General features: G+C 63.3%; 15 protein-coding genes and 1 pseudogene. 15 read left to right on the top strand and 1 reads right to left on the bottom strand.

Features of this window, described 5'->3' with window-relative positions; genetic code table 11:
• Positions 1–128 precede the first annotated feature (128 nt).
• The 11 genes and pseudogenes from ASC93_RS11655 (at position 129) to ASC93_RS11610 (ending at position 16,665) form a co-directional block, all read left to right on the top strand.
• Positions 129–932: an inner membrane protein YpjD gene (locus ASC93_RS11655; protein ID WP_056441501.1), complete on the top strand. Its 804-nt coding sequence runs from the start codon at positions 129–131 to the stop codon at positions 930–932.
• Entirely contained in the window at positions 929–1,216 is a 288-nt protein-coding gene (locus tag ASC93_RS11650) for a PP0621 family protein (protein WP_056441497.1), read from the top strand. Before ASC93_RS11655 ends, ASC93_RS11650 begins: the two co-directional genes overlap by 4 nt.
• Positions 1,217–1,224: 8 nt before the next feature.
• Entirely contained in the window at positions 1,225–2,913 is a 1,689-nt protein-coding gene (locus tag ASC93_RS11645; RefSeq protein ID WP_056441493.1) for a PAS domain-containing sensor histidine kinase, read from the top strand.
• Between the two features lie 17 nt (positions 2,914–2,930).
• Positions 2,931–4,376: a sigma-54 dependent transcriptional regulator gene (locus tag ASC93_RS11640; RefSeq protein ID WP_056441490.1), complete on the top strand. Its 1,446-nt coding sequence runs from the start codon at positions 2,931–2,933 to the stop codon at positions 4,374–4,376.
• A gap of 437 nt (positions 4,377–4,813) precedes the next feature.
• Positions 4,814–7,735 (top strand): ribonucleoside-diphosphate reductase subunit alpha, encoded by a 2,922-nt coding sequence (locus tag ASC93_RS11635; RefSeq protein WP_056441487.1) that lies wholly within the window; start codon positions 4,814–4,816, stop codon positions 7,733–7,735.
• Positions 7,736–7,868: 133 nt separating this feature from the next.
• Positions 7,869–8,972: a ribonucleotide-diphosphate reductase subunit beta gene (locus tag ASC93_RS11630; protein ID WP_056441484.1), complete on the top strand. Its 1,104-nt coding sequence runs from the start codon at positions 7,869–7,871 to the stop codon at positions 8,970–8,972.
• 421 nt (positions 8,973–9,393) lie between these two features.
• Positions 9,394–12,141 carry a type VI secretion system Vgr family protein gene (locus ASC93_RS11625; protein ID WP_056441481.1) on the top strand — a complete coding sequence of 916 codons (2,748 nt, stop codon included), beginning with the start codon at positions 9,394–9,396 and terminating at the stop codon, positions 12,139–12,141.
• Positions 12,142–12,155: 14 nt separating this feature from the next.
• Positions 12,156–13,883, top strand: a complete 1,728-nt coding sequence (locus ASC93_RS11620) for a triacylglycerol lipase (RefSeq protein WP_056441478.1) — start codon at positions 12,156–12,158, stop codon at positions 13,881–13,883.
• A complete protein-coding gene (locus ASC93_RS31410; protein ID WP_162251859.1) occupies positions 13,880–15,265 on the top strand; it encodes a T6SS immunity protein Tli4 family protein in 1,386 nt (461 codons plus the stop codon). Before ASC93_RS11620 ends, ASC93_RS31410 begins: the two co-directional genes overlap by 4 nt.
• A 3-nt stretch (positions 15,266–15,268) precedes the next feature.
• Complete coding sequence (locus tag ASC93_RS29700; protein WP_082547954.1) at positions 15,269–15,535, top strand: PAAR domain-containing protein; 267 nt, start codon at positions 15,269–15,271, stop codon at positions 15,533–15,535.
• 38 nt (positions 15,536–15,573) lie between these two features.
• Positions 15,574–16,665 (top strand): annotated as a pseudogene (locus tag ASC93_RS11610) (T6SS immunity protein Tli4 family protein).
• Here the strand turns inward: ASC93_RS11610 and ASC93_RS11605 are convergent.
• Entirely contained in the window at positions 16,610–17,350 is a 741-nt protein-coding gene (locus ASC93_RS11605; RefSeq protein WP_056441475.1) for a DUF6445 family protein, read from the bottom strand. The pseudogene ASC93_RS11610 and the gene ASC93_RS11605 sit on opposite strands and share 56 nt — an antisense overlap.
• An 86-nt stretch (positions 17,351–17,436) precedes the next feature.
• Here ASC93_RS11605 and ASC93_RS11600 point away from each other — a divergent pair, with 86 nt between their 5' ends.
• From ASC93_RS11600 to ASC93_RS31405, 4 genes are all read left to right on the top strand, one after another.
• Positions 17,437–18,117, top strand: coding sequence for a polyphenol oxidase family protein (locus ASC93_RS11600; RefSeq protein WP_056441472.1), 681 nt, complete (start codon positions 17,437–17,439; stop codon positions 18,115–18,117).
• Between the two features lie 174 nt (positions 18,118–18,291).
• Positions 18,292–19,578: a glycosyltransferase family 4 protein gene (locus ASC93_RS11595; RefSeq protein WP_200958312.1), complete on the top strand. Its 1,287-nt coding sequence runs from the start codon at positions 18,292–18,294 to the stop codon at positions 19,576–19,578.
• Complete coding sequence (locus ASC93_RS11590) at positions 19,575–21,230, top strand: glycosyltransferase family 4 protein (RefSeq protein WP_056441469.1); 1,656 nt, start codon at positions 19,575–19,577, stop codon at positions 21,228–21,230. Before ASC93_RS11595 ends, ASC93_RS11590 begins: the two co-directional genes overlap by 4 nt.
• Positions 21,231–21,947: 717 nt before the next feature.
• Positions 21,948–22,454: hypothetical protein (locus tag ASC93_RS31405; RefSeq protein WP_200958311.1), on the top strand; the 507-nt coding region annotated here is incomplete at its 3' end.

Genomic DNA, 22,454 nt, shown 5'->3' with positions numbered 1-22,454 from the left:
CACGGGCAATACCGTCTCCGTTCACGCAAAATTGGGTTCCCGCCTTCGCGGGAACGACGGCATCTGGTGACCCGATTATCCCTTTGACAACCCAACCCTCCCCATCGGGATGGTGTAGACTCGCGCGTATGCAACTCACCCTATTTATCGCCGCGGCCATCCTGTACGCGGTATGCGCCCTGCTGCCGTCGCGGCAGGGCTCGGCCATTTCGGCCGTGACCTTTGTCGCCTGGGCCGTGCATGGCACGGCGCTGTGGCCGGACATCGTGACGAACGGCACGCTGCGCGTCGGCTTCGCCTTCATGCTGTCGACCGCGCTGTGGATTTCCGTCGCCGCCTACTGGATCGAAAACCGCAACTTCGCGCTGGACGGCATGCGCCGCATGGTCATGCCGTTCGCGGCCGTCGCGGCGATCCTGCCGCCGCTGTTCCCCGGCAACCTGATGCCCGTGCAGGACCAGTCGCCCGCGTTCGGCTGGCACGTGGCCGTGGCCGTGTCGGCGTACAGCACGCTCACGATCGCCGCCTTCCACGCCGTGCTGATGGCGCTGCAGGAGGCGCGCCTGCACGCGAAGAACGCGAAGAAGGGCTGGCTGGGAGGCGCGATCGACCAGCTGCCCGCGCTGCTGACCATGGAGCGCCTGCTGTTCCGCATGATCGGTATCGGTTTCGTCCTGCTCAGTCTCACCGTCCTGTCGGGCATCGTGTTCTCCGAACAGCTGTTCGGCCGCGCGCTGCGCTGGGACCATAAAAACGTGTTCGCGCTGCTGTCGTGGGTCCTGTTCGCCGCGCTGCTGGCCGGACGCCGCTGGCGCGGCTGGCGCGGCAAGACCGCGCTGCGCTTCACGCTGGCGGGATTCGCCACCCTGGCGCTGGCGTATGTCGGCAGCCGTTTCGTTTTTGAAGTCGTTCTGCACCGGGGGTTCGTATGACGCGACTGCTTTTCTGGATTGCGCTCGTCATCCTCGTGGTGATGGCGGTGCGCAGCAAAGTGCGCGCGGCGATGACGCGCGCGCAAGGCCCGGCCGCCGGGCCGGCACCCGGCGCCGCCGGCGGCGAGGCGAAAGCCTGGACCCGCGTCGCGGACAAGCCGGAGGCGATGGCCTGCTGCGCCCATTGCGGCATCTATTTCCCATCGTCGGAGGCCGTGCGGGCCGATGGCCGCGACTACTGCGGCACGGCGCACGCGCGCGAGGCGCACCAGCAGGCCAGGTAAGCCGCCGCATGGCGCCCTGGCTGCCCCTTTCCGCCGAGTCGCGCTCGACGTTCTGGCGCTCGCTGCAGACGCTCACGGTCACGCGCATCGTGATCGCGCTCGTGCTGCTGCTCTACCTGTCCGTGGACGTGCGCCGCGGCCGCGTGGACGGCACCGTCTATGCCGAGACGTGCATCGCCTACGTGCTGGTGGCCCTGCTGTTCGCCTTCGTCGCCCAGCGCTGGCGCCGGCGCTTCCTGTGGCAGCTGTCGGTCCAGGTGTCCGTCGACATCGTCGCGATCTCGCTGTTGTACCTGGCCGCCGGCGGCATGCGCAGCGGCCTCGCGCTGCTGTATCTGTTCCCGCTCGCCGGCGCCGCGATCCTCGCGCCGTTGCTGATGGCCCTGTTCTCGGCCGCGCTGGCGACGCTGTTCGTGCTGGCCGAAAGCACCTGGCAAATCTTCATGCGCGAGAACGACCTGCCGCTGACCCAGGCGGGACTCACCGGCGCCGCGTTCTTCGCGGTGGTGCTGGTGGTGAACCGCCTGGCCGCGCGGCTCATCAAGCAGGAAGAACTGGCCGTGCGCCGCGGCGCCGACCTGCGCATCCAGCAGGCGATCTACCGCATCGTCGTGGACGATGTCGCCGACGGCATCCTCGTGCTCGGACGCGACGGCAGCGTCTTCGGCGGCAACCCGGCGGCGCGGCGCATGCTCGGGCTGGAGACGCAGCCGGGCGAGGACGGCAGCGCCTTCCTGCTGACCGACCTGCCGGCGCTCGAACCGGTGGCGCAGCGTTTCGCGGCCTGGGCCGGCGGCCGCGCGGACGCGCCGGCCGCGGCCAAGGGCGGCTACGTCACGATCAAGCGCTGGCACGAGACCGAGGGGCAGGTCCGCGGCCGCCTCGACCAGCCGGTGCATCTCAAGCTGCGCTTCGCGCGGGTCGACACGCCGGAGGGCGCGGACGAGCGCAGCCTCGTGTTCCTGCAGGACGTGAGCGCCATCGAAAACCAGGCGCAGCAACTCAAGCTTGCGTCGATGGGGCGGCTGACGGCGAGCATCGCGCACGAGGTGAGGAATCCGCTGTCGGCGATCGGCCATGCGACGTCGCTGCTCGCGGAAGACCTGCACGGGCCGGCCGAGGTGCGCCTGCTGCGCATCGTGAACGACAACGTGGCGCGCGTGAACCGCATGGTCGAGGACATCCTGAAACTGTCGCGCAAGGTGCAGCCGAACGGCACGCCCCTGGCGCTCGACGACTTCCTGCCGGAGCTGCGCGCCGAGTTCACGGAAATGCACGGCATGGCCGGTGATATAGTGTGGGTGGGGAGTGCGCACGGCCGCAGCGTGCGTTTCGACGGCCTGCACCTGCGCGAGGTGCTCGTGAATTTGCTCGGCAACGCGATCCGTTACGCGAGCGGCAAGCCGGCCAGCATCCGCGTGGCTCCGGTGCTCGACGCCACGGGCCGCATGGAGTTGCACGTGCAGGACGACGGTCCCGGCATCACGCCGGAAGTGCGCGCCCACCTGTTCGAGCCGTTCTACACGACGTCGAGCAAGGGCACCGGCCTGGGCCTGTACCTGGCGCGCGAGCTGTGCCTGAACAACGGGGCGATGCTCGACTACGAATACCGCACCGAGGACGTGGGACCCGATCCGTCCGGCGGCACGGGCGAGGCCAGCGGACGCTTCGTGATCACGTTCGCGGCATCCATCTAACGTCACGGAAAGAAAGCATGAGCTCACCCCGCATCCTGGTGGTCGACGACGAACCCGACTTGCGCGAGCTGCTCGAGATCACCCTGCTCAAGATGGGGCTCGACGTGGACAGCGCCGCGACCGTGCGCGAAGCGCGCGCGCTGCTCGGCCAGAAAACGTATGCGCTGGTGCTGACCGACATGCGCCTGCCCGACGGCCTGGGCCTGGAACTGGTGCGCGAGGTGGCCGCCAATCACAAAAGTACGCCCATCGCCGTGATCACCGCGTACGGCAGCGCCGAGAATGCCGTCGTGGCGCTCAAGGCCGGCGCGTTCGATTACGTGTCGAAGCCGGTCGTGCTGGACGACTTGCGCGCGATGGTGCGCTCGGCGTTGAAGCTGTCCGACCCGGCGGCCGCGCCGGCGGTCAGCCAGGGTGGCGGGACGTCGCGCCTGATCGGGGCGTCGCTCGCGATGCAATCGCTGCGCGCGCAGATCGCACGGCTGGCGCGCTCGCAGGCGCCGATCGCCATCAACGGCGAATCGGGCAGCGGCAAGGAACTGGCCGCGCGCGAGATTCACGCCCAGAGCGCGCGCGCGGGCAAACCGTTCGTCGCCGTGAACTGCGGCGCGATTCCCGAGGCGCTGATGGAGGCGGAGTTCTTCGGCCATCGCAAGGGCGCCTTCACGGGCGCGAACGATGAGCGCGACGGCTTCTTCCAGGCCGCCAACGGGGGCACGCTGATGCTCGACGAGGTGGCCGACCTGCCGCTCGCGATGCAGGTGAAACTGCTGCGCGCGATCCAGGAGCGGCGCGTGCGCAAGATCGGCGCCACGGTCGAGGAACCGGTGGACGTGCGCATCGTCAGCGCCACGCACAAGGACCTTGCGAAGTGCGTCGAGGCGGGCGCGTTCCGCCAGGACCTGTTCTACCGCCTGAACGTCATCGAACTGACCCTGCCGCCGCTGCGCGAACGCCTGGACGACCTGCCGCTGCTCGTCGACGCCATCCTCGCGCGCCTGGCCGGCCCGGACGGGGCGCGCCTCGGTCCCGGCGTGCTCGACGCGCTGCGCGGCTATGCCTTTCCGGGCAATGTGCGCGAGCTGGAAAACGTGCTGGAACGCGCGCTCGCCTTCGCCGACGACGGCGTGATCGAGGCCGGCGACCTGCTGCTGAAAGGGGCGAAGCTGGGCGATGCGGCCGTGCCGGCCGCCGACGCGCGGACGCCGCCCGCGGCATCCGAAGCGGCAAGTGACGTGACGCCGGCACCTGCCGCGCCGCCGCCGCCGGCATCGCCATTGGCCGCCGACGCGCTGCCGAGCAACCTGCCGGACTACCTGAACCAGGTCGAGCGCGACATCATCCTGCGGGCGCTGAACCAGACCCAGTTCAATCGCACGCAGGCCGCCAGCCTGCTCGGCATCAGCGTCCGCCAGCTCCGTTATCAGATGCAAAAACTGGACATCCAGGCGCCCGAACCCTGACCCGGCCGTGGTCTTTTCGCCAACGCAGCAAAGCCAAACGGCCGGATTTTGCACGAATAGTAAGCAGCGCAAAACGCGCCACAAAATCAATGTTAGCGCTTACTTCGCCGTGGAGGCTTCAAGTATCGGACCTGATCGATGTCAAGAAAAAAATCTTAGTAGCAGAGCTCTTAAAACGCGCGTACATCGACTACAATTAGGTCTGTAAGGCCGTTGTCTACTACATCTAGTGGTCAACGGCCTTAATGCCGAACAGGCAGAGTAGGGGCGCAACTGCGTTTTCTCAACATTGTTGCTCCTATTTTTTTATCGGCGAAAAGTTACCTAGTTGCCAATTTTTATCTATTGGCAGCTGTCCCTGGATTCTCTCCGAGGGGTCCATATCTACCAAATTCGAGAAGGCGCTGGCAGTTCGTAACGCCATGCTGGGAGGCTCAATGCAAACATCTTCGGACATTTCCATCAATCCACACGTCGCAGCGGAAACGGCGGCCGGCAAGAGCGCGGCCGAGCTGGTCGCGAACAGCGACTACCGCATCATCCGCCGCAACGGCGCCGTGGTGCCGTTCGCGCCGAACAAGATCGCCGTCGCGGTGACCAAGGCCTTCCTCGCCGTGAACGGCGAACAGGGCCGCGAGTCCGCGCGCATCCGCGAACTGGTCGAGCAGCTGACGAACAACGTGGTCGCGGCGCTGGTGCGCCGCCAGCCGAACGGCGGTACCTTCCACATCGAGGATGTGCAGGACCAGGTGGAATTGTCCCTGATGCGTTCGGGCGAGCATGACGTCGCGCGCGAATACGTGCTGTACCGCGCCAAGCGCATGGAAGAGCGCCGCGCCGCCAAGGAAGCGGCGGGCACCACGCAGATCGCCACCCCGCAGTTCACCGTCGTCGACGGCGGCGTGCGCCGTCCGCTGGACATGAACGAAGTCGCGGCGCTGATCAATGCCGCCTGCGCCGGCCTGGAAAAGCACGTCGACGCCGACGCCATCCTGGCCGAGACGGTCAAGAACCTGTACGACGGCGTGCCGGTCGAGGAACTGCACAAGTCCGCGATCCTGGCCGCGCGCGCGCTGATGGAAAAAGACCCGGCCTACAGCCAGGTCACCGCGCGCATCCTGCTGCACACGATCCGCAAGGAAGTCTTCGGCAAGGAAGTGCCGCAGGCCGGCGCCGCCGCGGAATACATCACCTATTTCCCGCAATACGTCGCCAAGGGCATCGACGCCGAGCTGCTGGACGAGGAACTGGGCAAGTTCGACCTGCAGAAGCTGGCGAAGGCGATCGTCGCCGACCGCGACCTGCAATTCGGCTACATCGGCCTGCAGACCCTGTACGACCGCTACTTCCTGCACATCCGCGACACCCGCATCGAGATGCCGCAGGCGTTCTACATGCGCGTCGCGATGGGCCTGGCCCTGCGCGAAGAAAACCGCGAAGCGCGCGCGATCGAGTTCTACAACCTGCTGTCGACGTTCGACTTCATGAGCTCGACCCCGACCCTGTTCAACTCGGGCACGCGCCGCTCGCAGCTGTCGTCGTGCTACCTGACCACCGTCGCCGACGACCTGGAAGGCATCTACGACGCCATCAAGGAAAACGCGCTGCTGTCGAAATTCGCCGGCGGCCTGGGTAACGACTGGACCCCGGTGCGCGCGCTGGGCTCGCGCATCAAGGGCACGAACGGCAAGTCGCAGGGCGTCGTGCCGTTCCTGAAGGTCGCGAACGACACCGCCGTCGCCGTCAACCAGGGCGGCAAGCGCAAGGGCGCCGTCTGCGCCTACCTGGAAACGTGGCACCTGGACATCGAGGAATTCCTCGACCTGCGCAAGAACACGGGCGACGACCGCCGCCGCACGCACGACATGAATACCGCGAACTGGATTCCCGACCTGTTCATGAAGCGCGTGATGGAAAAGGGCGAATGGACCCTGCTGTCGCCGTCGGAAGCGCCGGACCTGCACGACAAGGTCGGCCGCGCGTTCGAAGAGGCTTACCTGAAGTACGAAGAAAAGGCCGCCCGCGGCGAGCTGACCGTGCACAAGAAGGTGCAGGCGCTCGACCTGTGGCGCAAGATGCTGTCGATGCTGTTCGAAACGGGCCACCCGTGGATCACGTTCAAGGATCCGTGCAACATCCGCTCGCCGCAGCAGCACGTGGGCGTCGTGCACTCGTCGAACCTGTGCACCGAGATCACGCTGAACACGAACGCCGACGAAATCGCCGTCTGCAACCTGGGCTCCGTGAACCTGCCGGCGCACATGAAGGGCGACGGCCTGGACGTGGTCAAGCTGCAGAAGACGATCCGCACGGCGATGCGCATGCTCGACAACGTCATCGACATCAACTACTACGCCGTCGACAAGGCGCGCAATTCGAACCTGCGCCACCGTCCGGTCGGCCTGGGCATCATGGGTTACCAGGACTGCCTGCACATGATGCGCGTGCCGTTCGCGTCGGAGAAGGCCGTCCAGTTCGCCGACAGCTCGATGGAAGCCGTCTGCTACTACGCCTACCTGGCGTCGACCGAGCTGGCCGAGGAACGCGGCCGCTACCAGTCGTACGAAGGTTCGCTGTGGGACCGCGGCATCCTGCCGCAGGATTCGATCAAGCTGCTGGCCGAGGAACGCGGCGGCTACCTCGAGCAGGATACCTCGGTGTCGATGGACTGGAACCTGGTGCGCAGCCGCATCAAGCAGTTCGGCATGCGCAACTCGAACTGCGTGGCGATCGCCCCGACCGCGACCATCTCGAACATCATCGGTGTCTCGGCCTGCATCGAGCCGACGTTCCAGAACCTGTACGTGAAGTCGAACCTGTCGGGTGAATTCACCGAGATCAACGGCTACCTGGTGCGCGACCTGAAGGCGCGCGGCCTGTGGGACGAGGTCATGATCAACGACCTGAAATACTTCGACGGCTCGCTGTCGCGCATCGACCGCGTGCCGCAGGACCTGCGCGACATCTACGCCACCGCGTTCGAAGTCGAACCGAAGTGGCTGGTGGAAGCCGCGTCGCGCCGCCAGAAGTGGATCGACCAGGCCCAGTCGCTGAACATCTACATGGGCGGCGCCTCGGGCAAGAAGCTGGACGAGACCTATAAACTGGCCTGGCTGCGCGGCCTGAAGACGACCTATTACCTGCGCACGATCGCCGCGACGCACATGGAGAAGTCGACCACCCGTACCGGCGCGCTGAACGCCGTGGCGGTCGATGGCGGGTTGTCGGCAGCGGCTGCCGCACCGGCACCGGCACCGGCGGCCGCGCCGGCCGCGAGCGCACCGGACGTCGTGGACGGCGCCGCCTGCTACCTGCGGCCGGGCGATGCTGGTTTTGACGAGTGCGAAGCCTGCCAGTAATTTTGACCCGTCGTTCCCGCCCTCGCCGGGCGCCTTGGCGGGAATCCAGGCTGGTGTGCAGTACGCTGGCGTAAATTGGGTCCCCGCCTGCGCGGGGACGACGTTTTTGAGTAAACGATAAGAAGGAAACACCATGGCTCTCTCCTGGGACGATGAACCGGCCGCCGCGCCGGCCCCGGCCACCGCCACCAACCCCGAAGCCAGCGCGGCCGACGTCGCCAAGCGCGTGAACGCGGACGACAAGCGCATCATCAACGCCAAGACCGACGTCAACCAGCTGGTGCCGTTCAAGTACAAGTGGGCGTGGGACAAATACCTGGCCGGCTGCGCCAACCACTGGATGCCGCAGGAAGTGAACATGCAGCGCGACATCGAGCTGTGGAAGAACCCGAACGGCCTGACCGAAGACGAGCGCCGCATCGTCAAGCGCAACCTGGGCTTTTTCGTCACCGCCGACTCGCTGGCCGCGAACAACATCGTGCTGGGCACCTACCGCCACATCACGGCGCCGGAATGCCGCCAGTACCTGCTGCGCCAGGCGTTCGAGGAGGCGATCCACACCCACGCCTACCAGTACATCGTGGAATCGCTGGGCCTGGACGAGAAGGAAATCTTCAACGCCTACAACGAGATCCCGTCGATCCGCGACAAGGACCAGTTCCTGATCCCGTTCATCGAGGTCATCAACGATCCGACGTTCCACACCGGCACGCTGGAAAACGACCAGAAGCTGCTGCGTTCGATCATCGTGTTCGCCTGCCTGATGGAAGGCCTGTTCTTCTACGTCGGCTTCACGCAGATCCTGGCGCTGGGCCGCCAGAACAAGATGACGGGCGCCGCCGAGCAGTACCAGTACATCCTGCGCGACGAGTCGATGCACTGCAACTTCGGCATCGACCTGATCAACACGATCAAGATGGAAAACCCGCAGCTGTGGACCCAAGAATTCCGCGAAGAGATCAAGCAGCTGTTCCTGCAGGCCGTCGACCTGGAATACCGCTACGCCGAAGACACGATGCCACGCGGCGTGCTGGGCCTGAACGCAGCCATGTTCAAGGGCTACCTGCGCTTCATCGCCAACCGCCGCGCCGTGCAGATCGGCCTCGACGCGCTGTTCCCGAACGAGGAAAACCCGTTCCCGTGGATGAGCGAGATGATCGACCTGAAGAAGGAGCGTAACTTCTTCGAGACGCGCGTGACCGAGTATCAGACCGGCGGTGCGTTGAACTGGGACTGATCCCGGATCGCTCCGGCTGTCCGCCCGCGCATGACGAAGCCCGCCACTTGGCGGGCTTTTTTATTTTCCTGATAACGCCGATAGCCGAATCGGATTACGGCGAATCGATTTGAATCGTGCGGTGAGAATATTCACGCATTCCGGCTTTTTTTATTTTTCGAATAATCGCGAATTGTTTCATTTTATCGGCAGGGTTCATTATCCATTGTCGTGAAAGTAAATGTATGTGCATTAATGCAATAGGAGTTGCGATCTAAATTTCGGCAGGAAAATCAAGGGCTTGGCCGGTGTGGTAAATATCTTAAAAATGTCAATCGTGCGCATGGACAGCATTTGACATTTAGAAATAATATATCGGGTTGTATTAGTTGAACGATTAGATACCCCCACCAAATCGATTGCGCCCGGCAAGGAAGTTTGAATGAACCTCAAGGATCTGACAGAAGCATTCGCTGGCTTGTCCGAAGCGAAGCGCCCCATCCGTTTGCGGCTGTCACAAGAGCAGCGCGTACTCGACGATGTGTTGCTGGTCAAACGCGTGACCGGCAGCGAGACGTTGTGCGGCGGACTGGAATACCGGTTGTTGTGCGTCTCGACGCAGGCCCATTTCCCGCTGAAGGAATTCATCACGCTGCCGGTCGAGCTCCAGTTCGTGACGGATCGCGGCGACCTGCGCGCCGTCTGCGGCATCGTGGCGCAGGCGGCGGCCGGCCAGAGCGACGGCGGCCTGGCGACGTACGAACTCGTGGTGCGCGATGCCCTCGCATTGATGGAACACCGGACCAATACCCGCATCTTCCGCAACAAGAACGAACTCGACATCACCGAAGTCATCCTGGACGAATGGCGCCAGACTAATCCGGTGCTGGCCAAAGCGTTCGATGTGGACTGGTCGCATGTCACCGGCACGTATCCGGCCCGCGAATTCACGATGCAGCACAACGAGTCCGACGCCGATTTTTTGCGGCGCCTGTGGAAACGGCGCGGCATCGCCTGGTTCATCCGTCCCGGCCGGGCGAGCCAGGCGCGCGATCAGGATACGCCGGCCCATGCCCTCGTGCTGTCCGACGACGCCTTCACGCTGCCACGAAATGCCGCCGGCACGGTGCGTTATCACCGCGACGACGGCACCGAGCAAAGCGATACGGTCATCACCTGGAGTGCCGTACGCACGCTCAGGCCAGGCAACGTTTCACGCCAGAGTTGGGATTATCTGCAGTCCCGTCCGATGACGAGCAATACGTCGTCCCGCATCGACCAGGGGACGACGGGGAACCAGTTCGCGGCCAGCCTCGACGACTACCTGATCGACATGCCGCATGCGGGCGAGGACGGCGACGATTACCGCAAGCTCGGCGAATTGCGCATGAAGCGCCACGAATACGAATCCAAGTGTTTTTATGGCGAAGGCAGCGTGCGCGCGCTGTGCGTTGGCGAATGGGTCGCCTTGACCGGGCATCCCGACATCGACACGCATCCCGAGAACGAACGGGAATTCGTCGTCACCCGGCTCGACGTCGATGCGGAAAACAATCTGCCCAAGACCGTCGACGACCAGGCGCAACGCCTGTTTGCGCTGAACCGCTGGGATGACGCTTTATTCGATAACGCGCTGCGTCAAGCCAGCGGGGAACGGGGCGTGCGTTATACGAATCGTTTTTCGTGCGTGCGGCGCGGCATTCCCATCGTGCCCGCTTTCGATCCGCGCACCGACTTGCCGCGCCCGCGGCTGCAAAGCGCGCGCGTGGTCGGGCCGGCGGGCGAGGAAGTGCATTGCGACGAACATGGCCGGGTCAAGGTGCGCTTTCCCGGCACCCGACCGGACGACCACGGCCATGCGCAGGACGCCGGCGCCAGCGACAGCGAGCGTGACTCCGCCTGGGTCCGCGTCGCCAGCACATGGGCCAGCAATCAATGGGGCACCATCACGCTGCCCCGCGTGGGCGACGAAGTCATCGTCGATTTCCTGGGCGGCGATCCGGATAAACCCATCATCGTGGCGCAGGTGTATGGCGGCACGGCGCCGCCGCCGTCGTTCACCCACACCGGCACACTGCCCGGTAATAAATACCTCGCCGGCATCAAGAGCAAGGAAGTGCAGGGCACCCGCTACAACCAGCTACGGCTGGACGACACGCCGGGCGAAATCAATGTGCAATTGTCCTCGGAACATGGCCATAGCGAATTGAACCTGGGTTGGCTCACGCATCCCCGCAGCGACGGCAAGGGTGAGGCGCGCGGTGAAGGGGCCGAATTGCGCAGCGACCATGCCGTCGCCGTGCGCGGCGCGAAGGGCGTCCTGATCAGTGCCGACGCACGTACGCAAGCCGGCGGCAAGCAGCTGGATCGCGCCGAACTGACCGGCCTGATGGAGGTGTTGCAAGGTGTCCAGCGGCAGTTGTCCGAATTGTCGACGACGCACCACGCGGACGATACCGACGACCAGGAACTGAAGCAATTGCTTGACCACTTGAAGCAGTGGGAGGCCGGCAGCAATACGGCCGGCGGCGGTGCGAGCGGGGGCGGCCAACCCGTCGTCGCGCTCTCCGCGCCGGCCGGGATGGCGCTGGCGAGCCAGAACAATATCGCGCTCGGCGCGCAGACGCACGTCGACGTGGTCAGCGTCGGCAATACCCAGTTCTCCGTCGGAAAACGGCTGCTCGCGCGCGTCTCGGAAAGCATCAGCCTGTTCGCGCACCGCCTCGGCATCAAGCTGATCGCCGCCAGCGGCAAGCTCGAATTGCAGACGCATGGTGACGACATCGAAGTAACGTCGGCCAAGCGCATCGTGCTGACGGCCGCCGACGAGATCGTGCTGCAGGCACCGAAGGTGCGCTTCGTGGCACAGGGTGCGCAGGTGGATATCGGGGGCGGCGCCATCACGCAGCAGAGCAGCGGGGCGCATACGATCAAGTCGTCGACGTTTGCGCACGTGGGGCCGGGTGGCGGGACGCCGCCGGGTGTGGAGCTTCCCACCAGCACGTTGAAAACGGACGAGAAATTCGTGCTCGCCCGCCGCGGCAGCGGCCGTCCGCACGCCAACCAGCGTTACCGGATCGAGCTGGACGACGGCCGCACCATCGAAGGTGTGACCAACCATCAAGGTCATACCGAACTGACGCAAGACATGGCGCTCAAGATCGCGCGCCTGACCCTTTTGAAAGCGTAACGAAAGCGTAAAGCATGAGCGATTCCGATACCGATACCGCCACCCGCCTGGTCGGCACTGGCTGGGATGAACATGGCAACGATACGGCGCAGTCCGTCCTGACCGGTACCAATTTGAAAGTCCGGGCGTTGTGCCTGACGACGCCTGATCTTGTCGTGCCGGTGCTGTTCGTGCCAGGCATCATGGGCACGCGGCTCAAAGTCAAAAAAAGGGATGCCTCGGCTTGGTATCCGCCGGAAAATACGTGGGAAGGCATTGTTACGATCCTCAAGCATCTCAACAAGTCTGCCGCCGACCGGCAAAAAATGCTTGATCCGAACAATACCGAAGTTGACGAAAACGGTCCCGCCCATCCCGATGAGTCCAGCAAGGCTCTGCTGGCAATCGCGCCGGGTGCCACTGACGCCGAGCGCGCCAAATGGCGGGGTTGGGGACAGCTATATGGTGCCAGTTATGCCGAGATTCTTTCCTTGCTCGAGAAGAGTCTGGCGCTTATCTTCGACCCGGCCAGCCAGGGGAAAAAACTCACCACGACCTGGAAAACATTGGTCATGGACCAGCAGGATGCCGTCAAGCTCGGCGCGCAGAAACCGTTCGCGCCATTGGAGGAAGCCCATCTGCGCGATGCTGCCGACGTGCTTTATCCGGTGCACGGCGTCGGGTACAACTGGCTGCGCAGTAACAAGGAATCCGGGGAGAGGCTGGCTCAGGAAATCGAGCGCATTACTGCTCATTACCGCAGCAAGGGAAAAACTTGCGAAAAAGTCGTTATCGTCACGCACAGCATGGGCGGCCTCGTCGCGCGGGCTTGTACGCAAGTGCCAGGCGCGACGGATCGCATTCTCGGCATCGTGCACGGTGTCATGCCGGCGATCGGCGCCCCCGCGACCTATAAACGTATCAGGGCTGGCTTCGAAAAGATCGAACAGATCCTCTTGGGACGGAACGCAGCGGAATGTACGGCGGTCATGGCCAATGCGCCGGGGCCATTGGAGTTGTTACCCACTTCTCAGTATAAAGCGCAATCCGATAAAGGAGCGCGGCACTGGCTGCGTGCAAGCTATACAAGCGTAAATATGCAAGGAATGGAGGAAGAAGTCGACGCCCTACTTGGCGACGGCGATCCTTATGCAGATGTTTATCTGAATAATAGTGAAAGCTGGTGGAGATTGGTGAAGGAAGACCTGATCGATCCGGCCGGTAAAGAGGAGCGAGAAAAATCTAGACAGCAAGGAAGGAAGGTCGTCGGCGAAAATTCTGATAAACCTGACTTTCTAAGATTCCAGCGTAATATGGATGCTGCGTTTAAGCTCCACAATCTAATTGAAGATAAATATCATCCGAATACTTACGCATATTACGGTGCTGATCCTGCACAATTGGCATGGAACGAAGTTCATTGGAAGGGCGGTAAAATGATTGATGGCGATCTCAAGCTCGGACTGCTGACAGAAGATGATTTAAACGGAATGGTGCAACTATCCTTTGGGAGAAGTAAAAACAGTTTTGAAATCCAGAAGCCGAAAGGCCCGGGCGACGGTACTGTGCCTGCGGAGTCCGGTGCTGCTCCTACTCCGCATGTAGTGCAGATCTTTCGACACGAGGGCAAAAGTAAAGGCCATGAGAGCTACGATCATCAAAGCTCTTACAAAGCGAAGATAGCGCAAGCGGTGACACTGTATTCTATCGTCAAGATTGTGGCTGACTCCACTTGGCTGAAAGAAAATTTGCCTAAATTATGAAAATTTGCTCATACTTAATTGTTTTCATTGCGTTTTTTTACGCGACGGCCAATATTTGCTCGGCTGCATCCAATCAATCTGAGTCATCGATCATGGCAAATAATAGTTCAAACACGAAATCTTCCTTAACTACATCTACGTTTTGTATGGGACGCTTCCTGATCGACGTGCCTGTAGGTTCTAAAGTTACAGGGGGAAATTACAAATACGATTTCATTGATATTGAATCGATAAAAGTAATGAGTCTTGAGGATTTTGATAAAGAAATAGCGGAGCGTGAAACTGCCCTCAAATCAGCCACAAATGAACGCACTAAACAAAGCATGTTGCTCCAGTCTGCCCAGTCAGAGAGAAATATGAAGATATTGGCTTCGTGGAAAGACGACTTCAGTACGGCGCTTATCAATATCGATGGTTATCGTTGGATCGACGGCAGCCAATTTCTATTTCGAGTGGATGTTGGTAATGGCAAACAAGCGTCTGGAATGAATCGGATGCGGGAGGCGCTCTCCTATCTGCGCACTCGCACTGGGACTGAAATTCCGGCTGGGCCAGGTTATTGCTTCGCGGGAGGTTTTATCGCGAACCCAGAATGGGAAAATGAAGAAGCCGGGGTGGATTTTCGTATTGCAGACCATCCTGACACAATCGTGTCCGTCTGGTTTTATCCTCTTTCCATCTACAAGCACGACAAGCCATTGCTTGAACGTATGGGAGGCATGACACAACTCCTCGGAAATTTAGCCACCTCCGTGCACGTGCTCCGCAAAGGCGATCGGAAGGTCGGGCCGTATAAGGGACAGGAGCATTTGGCGTCTGCTCCCAGTAGTGGCGGCATGCGCGGACATGCATTTGTCTGGGAAACGCAGGGCGATGGTACCCTGGATACCCCTGCCATTAAGATCGAATTATCGACGGGCAATCAGGATCTCAAGGGTAACCCACAAAAAACCAGTCTCACGGATGAGCAGGCAATGAAACTGTGGGACGACATCCTCAACAGCTTCCGCTTGCGTCCTACCGGAACCCCGGTAAAGACGAGTGACGTCGGCCCTGAACCACACGTCCCACTTGGCGAACTCGCCGCAACCGGGCGCGCATGTCCGCAGGCGGGCTGGTGGCAAGCCAGCGAAGCCGGCGAGATCGAAGGCGGCGCGCGTCAGTATTTCAAGGAAGGCGAAACGATGCCGCAGGTGACGACGCTTGGCGAATCGTCCTTGTGGCAAAAGTTCAAGGGCGCGCGACCGTCTTATCGTACGGCGACGGTGTGGAAACTGGTCGATTACGATGCGGCACCCGCTCACGCGGCCGAGGAGAACCACACGCAGACGATCGCAAAAGCTGCACCCGACGACGCATCGTCGAGCCACGACAAAGGCTGAACGATGCGCAACGTGATTCGTCTTGGAGACCCGACGTCACACGGTGGCAAGGTCGTGAGCGTAAGCGCCCAACAATTTACGGTCGACGGCATCCCCGTCGCCCGCGTTGGGGATGTGTGCAGCTGTCCCATCTCGGGTCACACCGTCTGCACGATTGCCGAAGGCGATCCGCACCATGTGATCGACGGCGTCGCGGTCGCCTACGAAGGGCATAAAACGACGTGTGGCGCGTCGCTGATTGCTACGACAGGTAATTTCAGCGGGCAATAACCAATCTCGTTTCATCCGATTACCTCACCACCGGCATCATGACGTTTTATAGATCGCTCTCTTCAGCCCTCATGGCAGCCGTCTGCGCGGGGCTCGGTGCCTGCACGGCGTTACCCAACAATGCTTCGCGTAACGCCAATGGCGCGCCTTCCTCGACCATATCCACCTTTTGCATGGGACGCTTCCTGATCGACGTGCCTGCCGGGTCCAGACTCACTGGAGGAAACTACAAGTACGACTTCATCGACATCGAGCCGGTCAAAGCGATGACCCATGACGAGTTTGCATTGGATGTGGACGATTTTGAGTCGAATCTCAGAGCAGCCAATAACGAGAAAACACAGAAAAGTATGTTGCTGCGGTCTGCCCGTCCCGACGAATCCACGAGGATTTTGATCGCTTGGAAGTCAGACTTCAGTACAGCTCTGGCTAGTATTTCTGGTTATCGCTGGATCGACGGCAGACGATTCCTGTTTCAAGATGAGGTCGACGATGACAAACAAGAAGTTGGCATGAGCCGCATGAGAGAGGTGCTCTCTGGTTTGCGTACTCGTACCGACACTGACATTCCCACAGACCCCGGCTACTGCTTCGCCGGCGGCTTTATCGCCAATCCAGAGTGGAACAATGAAGAAGCCGGCGTGGATTTCCGCATCGCCGGTCACCCCGACACGCTCTTGTCCGTCTGGTTTTATCCACTCTCCCGCTACAAGCACGACAGACCTCTATTAGAACGGATGGGCGGCATGGTGTAGTTCCTCGGCAATCTCGCCACCTCGGTCCGCGTGCTGCGCAAGGGTGACCGGCAGGTCGGACCATACCCGGGTCAGGAACACCTGGCCTCGGCACCCGGCAGCAACGGCATGCGCGGCCACGCGTTCGTGTGGGAGACGCAGGGCGACGGTACGCTGGACACGCCCGCCATCAAGATCGAACTGACGACCGGCTACCGCGACGGCAAGGGCAATCAACAGAAAACGAGCCTCACTGATAAAGAGGCGATGAAGCTGTGGGACGACGTCCTCGACAGCTTCCGCTTGCGCCCCGTGCGCGATCCTGCCGGGGGCGGTCCTCTCAGCCCGCCGCCATCCGCAGCCGGAAGAACGCATTCACCGTCAGGCGCCCCGTGAGCGGGTCGTTCACCATCAGGTCGGGGGCGTCAATGTGCCCCGAGTGGAACACTTCGCCGCTGTAGAAGATCGCCCGGTTGTAGCGCGGCGCGATCGTCAGCACCTTGTCGAAGTGCTGGCTCGATGCGATCGCGAAGGTCGGCGGCACATCCGGCGGCGCGGCTTCGCCGGCCTGCTCGCGACGCTGCAGATCGTCCAGCAGGGCCTTGATCTCGTGCTCCGGCACCGTCGGCTTGAAGAAGCTGGTGCCGCCGAAGCGCTCGTCCCTGAACAGATACAGCACCATGGCGCCCGCCCCCTGGCCTTGGGGGAGGCCGGTGAAGTCGCGGTGCGGCAGGCGCTGGCCCGGCAGCAGTTCCTCGGGGCGGCGGGTCACCAGCGACAGGCGGCTCTTCACGTCGAGTATCCGGCGCGCCTTCAGCGGCGCGCGCGCGTGCTGCAGGAAGCTGTCGTGGACGCGCGCCGCAAAGGTGCCGGAGATCGTCAGCTCGGGGCCCGGATAGTAGTTGCCTGGCACATCCTGAAAATGCGCGTGGTTGCGCGCCGCGTAGTCGACCAGCGCTTCCGGCTCCAGCATGAAGTCGTCGATGACGACGCATTGGTGCCCGTCGAAGATCGGCACCACGTCGACGTGCGGACGCGGATTGAGCAGCGGAAGCGTGGCAGCGGCGTCGCTGTGCGGCATGATGGCTCCAGACGTGGCAGGGTGCCCATGGTACAACGCCATGCTATGCTGCCGCCACTTCATCAACTCGATCCCCGCAGTCCGCCATGCTCACCAGCCCGCTCCTCGACCACCCGACCATCGTGCACGGCTTCGGCACGCGGCACGACGACATGGCCGCGCTGCTGCCCGACTACTGGCCGCGCCGCCCCGTCCAGCACGAGCGCCACGGCACGCGCATCGCGGTCGTCACGCAAGCGCACGAGGATTGCGGCGAGGCCGACGGCATGCTCACGGACCGCCCCGGACTGCTGCTCGCGATCGCCACCGCCGACTGCGTGCCGGTGCTGCTCGCGCGCCGGGACGGGCGCGAAGTGGCCGCGCTGCACGTCGGCTGGCGCGGTGCGCTGGGCGGCATCGTCGATGCGTTCGCGGCGCTCGTGCGTGCGCGCGGCGGCGATCCGGCCGAGTGGATCGCGGCCGCCGGACCGGCGGCGCACGCCTGCTGCTACGAAGTGGGACAGGAGGTGATCGACGGTTTCGTCGCGCGCTGGAACCTCGCGCCCGGCTTCGTCGCACCGCGGCCGCGCCGGCTCGACCTGCCCGCGATCGTGCGCCACCAGCTGGAACGGGCTGGCCTGGGAAGCGTGGCGGCACGCGCCGAATGCACGATGTGCCACACGCGCGCCGATGGACGCTGGACCTTCCACAGCTACTGCCGCGACCGCGAGACGCGCACGCCCGTGGTCGACGTGCACTGGTCCGCGATCGCCATCGCGCACCGCTAAGACCGCGCGCGCGGACCTGCGTCCGTGCCTTCGACGACACGCAGGATGCCGTCTTGCGTGGCGCAACGCACGCATTCGTCACGATTTTGCGTGTGCGTCGCGCCACTCGGTGAAGTCTGAGGCTATCATGCGTTCAATTCCAACTTGTCGTTGTCGCCACGCGAACCAAACGTCATGATCCGAGTTCTCTTCATCCACCAGAATCTGCCGGGCCAGTTCCGCCGGCTGATGCGGTATCTGCAGACGCGGCCCGACTACGAAGTCGTCGCGATCGGCGAAGAGACTGCGGTGCGGCGCGAGCCGGCAGGGCCCAAGCTGCGCGTGATCGGCTACGCGAAGCCGGACGGTCCGGGCGACAAGACCCATCACTACCTGCGCCATTTCGAGGCCTGCGTGCGCCGCGGCCAGGCCGTCGCGCGCGTCTGCGTGGGGTTGAAGCAGGAGGGTTTCGTGCCCGACGTCGTCGTGTGCCACCCGGGCTGGGGCGAGGCGCTGTTCGTCAAGGACGTGTTTCCGCGCGCGCGCCTGGTCGTGTTCTGCGAGTTCTGGTGGGCCGCGGATGGGCTGGACGTCGGCTTCGATCCCGAGTATCCGGTGAGCTTCGACGACCGCCTGCGCATCCGCATCAAGAACTCCGTGCTGATGCAGTCGCTGCTGGCGGCCGACGACGGCGTGGCGCCCACGCGCTGGCAGCGCGGCGTGCATCCGGCCGAATTGCGCGGCAAGATCCGCGAGGTTCACGAAGGCATCGACACGCAGCAGCTCGCCCCCGATCCGCACGCGCGGTTCGTCCTGCCCGGCGGCGCCGTGCTCACGCGCGCGCAGCCGGTGCTGACCTTCGTCGCGCGCAACCTCGAGCCTTACCGCGGCTTCCACGTCTTCATGCGCAGCCTGCCGCGCCTGCTGGCCGGCAATCCGGAGCTGCAGATCGTCGTCATCGGCGGCGACGGCGTCAGCTACGGCCGCCGTCCGCCGCAAGGTCACGCGAGCTACCGCGCGGCGCTCAAGGCCGAGCTGGACGAACGCTTTGATGCCGTCGACTGGTCGCGCGTGCACTTCCTCGGCAAGGTGCCGTATGCGGCCTACCGCAGCGCGCTGCAGGTGGCGAGCCTCCATCTCTATTTGACCTATCCGTTCGTGCTGTCCTGGTCGATGCTGGAGGCGATGGCCGTCGGCGTGCCGGTGCTGGGTTCGGATACCGCGCCGGTGCGGGAAGTGATCCGCGACGGCGAGAACGGCTTCCTCACGCCGTTCTTCGACGTGGCGCTGCTCGCCGACCGCGCGCTCGACCTCATCGCGCGCCGCCACGAGATCGCGCAGGTCGGCCTGGCCGGCCGCGCGACGGTTCTGTCCCGCTACGATTTCGAAACGGTCGGCCTGCCGGTCTACCTCGACCTGCTCAAGCCCCTGGACGACCGCGTGGACGAACGCGCGGGCGCGGACGCGCAGGAGGTCGCATGACGGACCGCTTCGCCATTCACTACGCGCCGGACGGCTACTCGACCGCGGGTCCGCGCCTGATGGGGCGGCAAGCCGCCGGCGCCGGTCTGCTGCGCGCCATCGCGGGCGCGCCCGGCCTGGACACGGTCGGCTGCTTCGCCGGCGGCCAGGCCCACGCGGCCGAGGGCGAGCGTCTGCTGCGCGAATACGGTTATGGCGGCAAGGTCGAATGGATTGCCCAGGGCCGCCCGCAGGACCTGGAGCGCTACGGCACGCTGTACCATCCCGCGCCCGGCATCGAGCGCCTGGCGTGGCGCCGCCTGGGCATCGGCGTGCGCCGCTACAGCCTGTGCGGCATCACGCACTCGACGGCCAGCCACGCCGTGATGTCCAGCCTCGCGAACCTGCTCGTGGCACCCGTGCGCAGCTGGGACGCCGTGATCTGCACGTCGCGCGTCGTGCGCGACAGCGTGCGCCGCGTGCTGGAGCGCCAGGCCGAGTATCTCGGCGCGCGTCTCGGCGCACAGCGCTTCGAACTGCCGCAGCTGCCCCTGATCCCGCTCGGCGTGCACGCTGCCGACTTCGACCTCGATGCCGCTCATCGCGCCACCGTGCGCCGGCGCCTGGGCATCGATGGCGACGACGTTGCCTTCCTGTTCTTTGGCCGCCTGTCGTTCCACGCGAAGGCCCATCCCCAGCAGATGTTCCTGGCGCTCGAACGGGCGGCGCAAACGGGCCGGCGCGTGCACCTCGTGCTGTGCGGCTGGCTCGCCAACGCGGCCATCGACCAGGCTTTCCACGAGGCCGCCGCGCAGCTGTGCCCATCCGTGCACCTTGCCGTGCTGGATGGCCGCGTGGCGGCGAACCAGCTCGACGCCTGGGCCGCCGCCGACGTCTTCATCTCGCTTGCGGACAACGTGCACGAGACCTTCGGCCTGACGCCGCTGGAAGCGATGGCGGCCGGATTGCCGTGCATCGTCAGCGACTGGAACGGCTACCGCGACACGGTGCGCGACGGCGTGGATGGCTACCGCATCCCGACCGTGATGCCCGGCGCGGGCGCCGGACTTGATCTCGCGCAGCGTTACGACGATGGCGTGGACAGCTACGACGCGTATTGCGGTCATACGAGTCAGGCGGTGGCCGTGGACGGCGCGGCGCTCGCGCAGGCGTGCATGCGCCTTGCCGGCGATGCGGCGATGCGGCGCCGGCTGGGCGAGAATGCGCGCCAACGGGTGCGCGAGGAATTCGATTGGGCCGTCGTGTTCGGGCGTTACCGCGCGTTGTGGCGCGAGCTCGACGAGCGGCGCCGCGCCGATGCGCTACTCGGTCCGGCGCTGCCGGCGGTGGTGCCGGACCGGCTCGATCCGTTCGAACTGTTCGCGACGTATCCGAGCATGCAGATCACGCCGGCGGCGATGGTCGAACTCGCGCCCGACGCATCGCTCGCGCTGTTGCGCCAGTATCGCGAGCTCGCGATCAACCGCTTCGCGCACGCGTCGCTGCCGACGCTGGAAGAGTTCGGACAGATCTTCGGATCGATCGAATCGCGTCCGATGCAGGTCGACGAGCTGCTCGACGCGCTCGGACCGTGCGACCGGCCGACTTTGCTGCGCGGACTCGCGTGGCTGTGCAAGATGGACTTGCTGCGCATCGGCGCGGTGGAGGATTGAATTCGGCATAAAGCCTTTATATAAAGGCGCTATGCGAAATGGTAGTAAGGTAATGCGCATCGATTTGCGCGCTTGTTTTTGGAGACCGAGCAGAACGAGGAAGGAATCAAGTGTTATCGCAGCGATCGTTTCGGTTGATGCAATCGCTGGTTCGCCCTGTGAAAGACATGAAAAATACTGTGTGCGGGTTGCGCACTGACAAGGTTTTCGTGTACTTTACGTGATTGAATTTGTCAAAACGTGAAGACGTCAATTTTTGGAGCGTCGAACGTGAAACAAACCGATCAAAAAAGGGACGCTGATTCATTCAGTATGCACGTAAGCTTAGCGAAAAGAACAAGCCGCATTGCCTGATAAATGTCGGGCATGGCGGCTTTTTCTTTTCGCGGCAACACGGGCTGCGATGTGGACAGCGCAGTGAACCATCGGACTTTAGTCGTTTCGGTCGTCGGCGACGACGATAGCCGGAGTGTCGCGGAGGTCGACAGCCTCGATTGAATCTACTGTATGAAAATACAGTATAGCGTAAATCGGGGATGAATGCCCGGAAGTTTTTTGCGGGTTTTATCGAATTGCCGCAGCAGTTCGGCTGTGCCGGATTCATTGACGCAAACACAGCGTTTGCGCCGATGAATAATTCGCCCGACCAAGCAGACCGGGTTGGACGGGTTCAAACCATGTAGCGTAATTTCTCATCGCAGAGAAGGAGAATAGAAAATGGCAACCGCCGCGAAAAAACCAGCAGCAAAGCCGGCTGCAAAAGCCGCCACCAAACCGGCCGCTAAGGCAGCTGCAGAAAAACCTGCAAGCAAAACCGTAGCCGCTAAAGCCGCCGCCAAACCGGCAGCGAAAAAGGCCGCTGCAACCAAAACCGCCGCCAAACCGGCAGCTACCAAGACCGCCGCCAAGCCGGCAGCCAAAAAGGCAGCAGCAACCAAGACCGCTGCCAAGCCGGCAGCCAAAAAGGCCGCTGCAACCAAGACCGCCGCCAAGCCGGCTGCTAAAAAGGCCGCTGCAACCAAGACCGCAGCAACCAAGTCGACCGCGACCAAATCGGCCGCGACCAAGACTGCAGCAACCAGGACCGCCGCCAAGTCGACCGCCACCAAAGGCTCGTCTGCGAAGACGAGCGGCAAGACCGCTGCCAAGAAGACCGCGACCAAAGCAGCAGGCAAGACCTCCGCCAAGTCGACCGCCACCAAAGGCTCGTCTGCGAAGACGAGC

Source organism: Massilia sp. Root335 (assembly GCF_001425685.1).
Lineage (GTDB): Bacteria > Pseudomonadota > Gammaproteobacteria > Burkholderiales > Burkholderiaceae_D > Telluria > Telluria luteola.
This window is presented reverse-complemented; position numbering and strand designations above follow the sequence as displayed.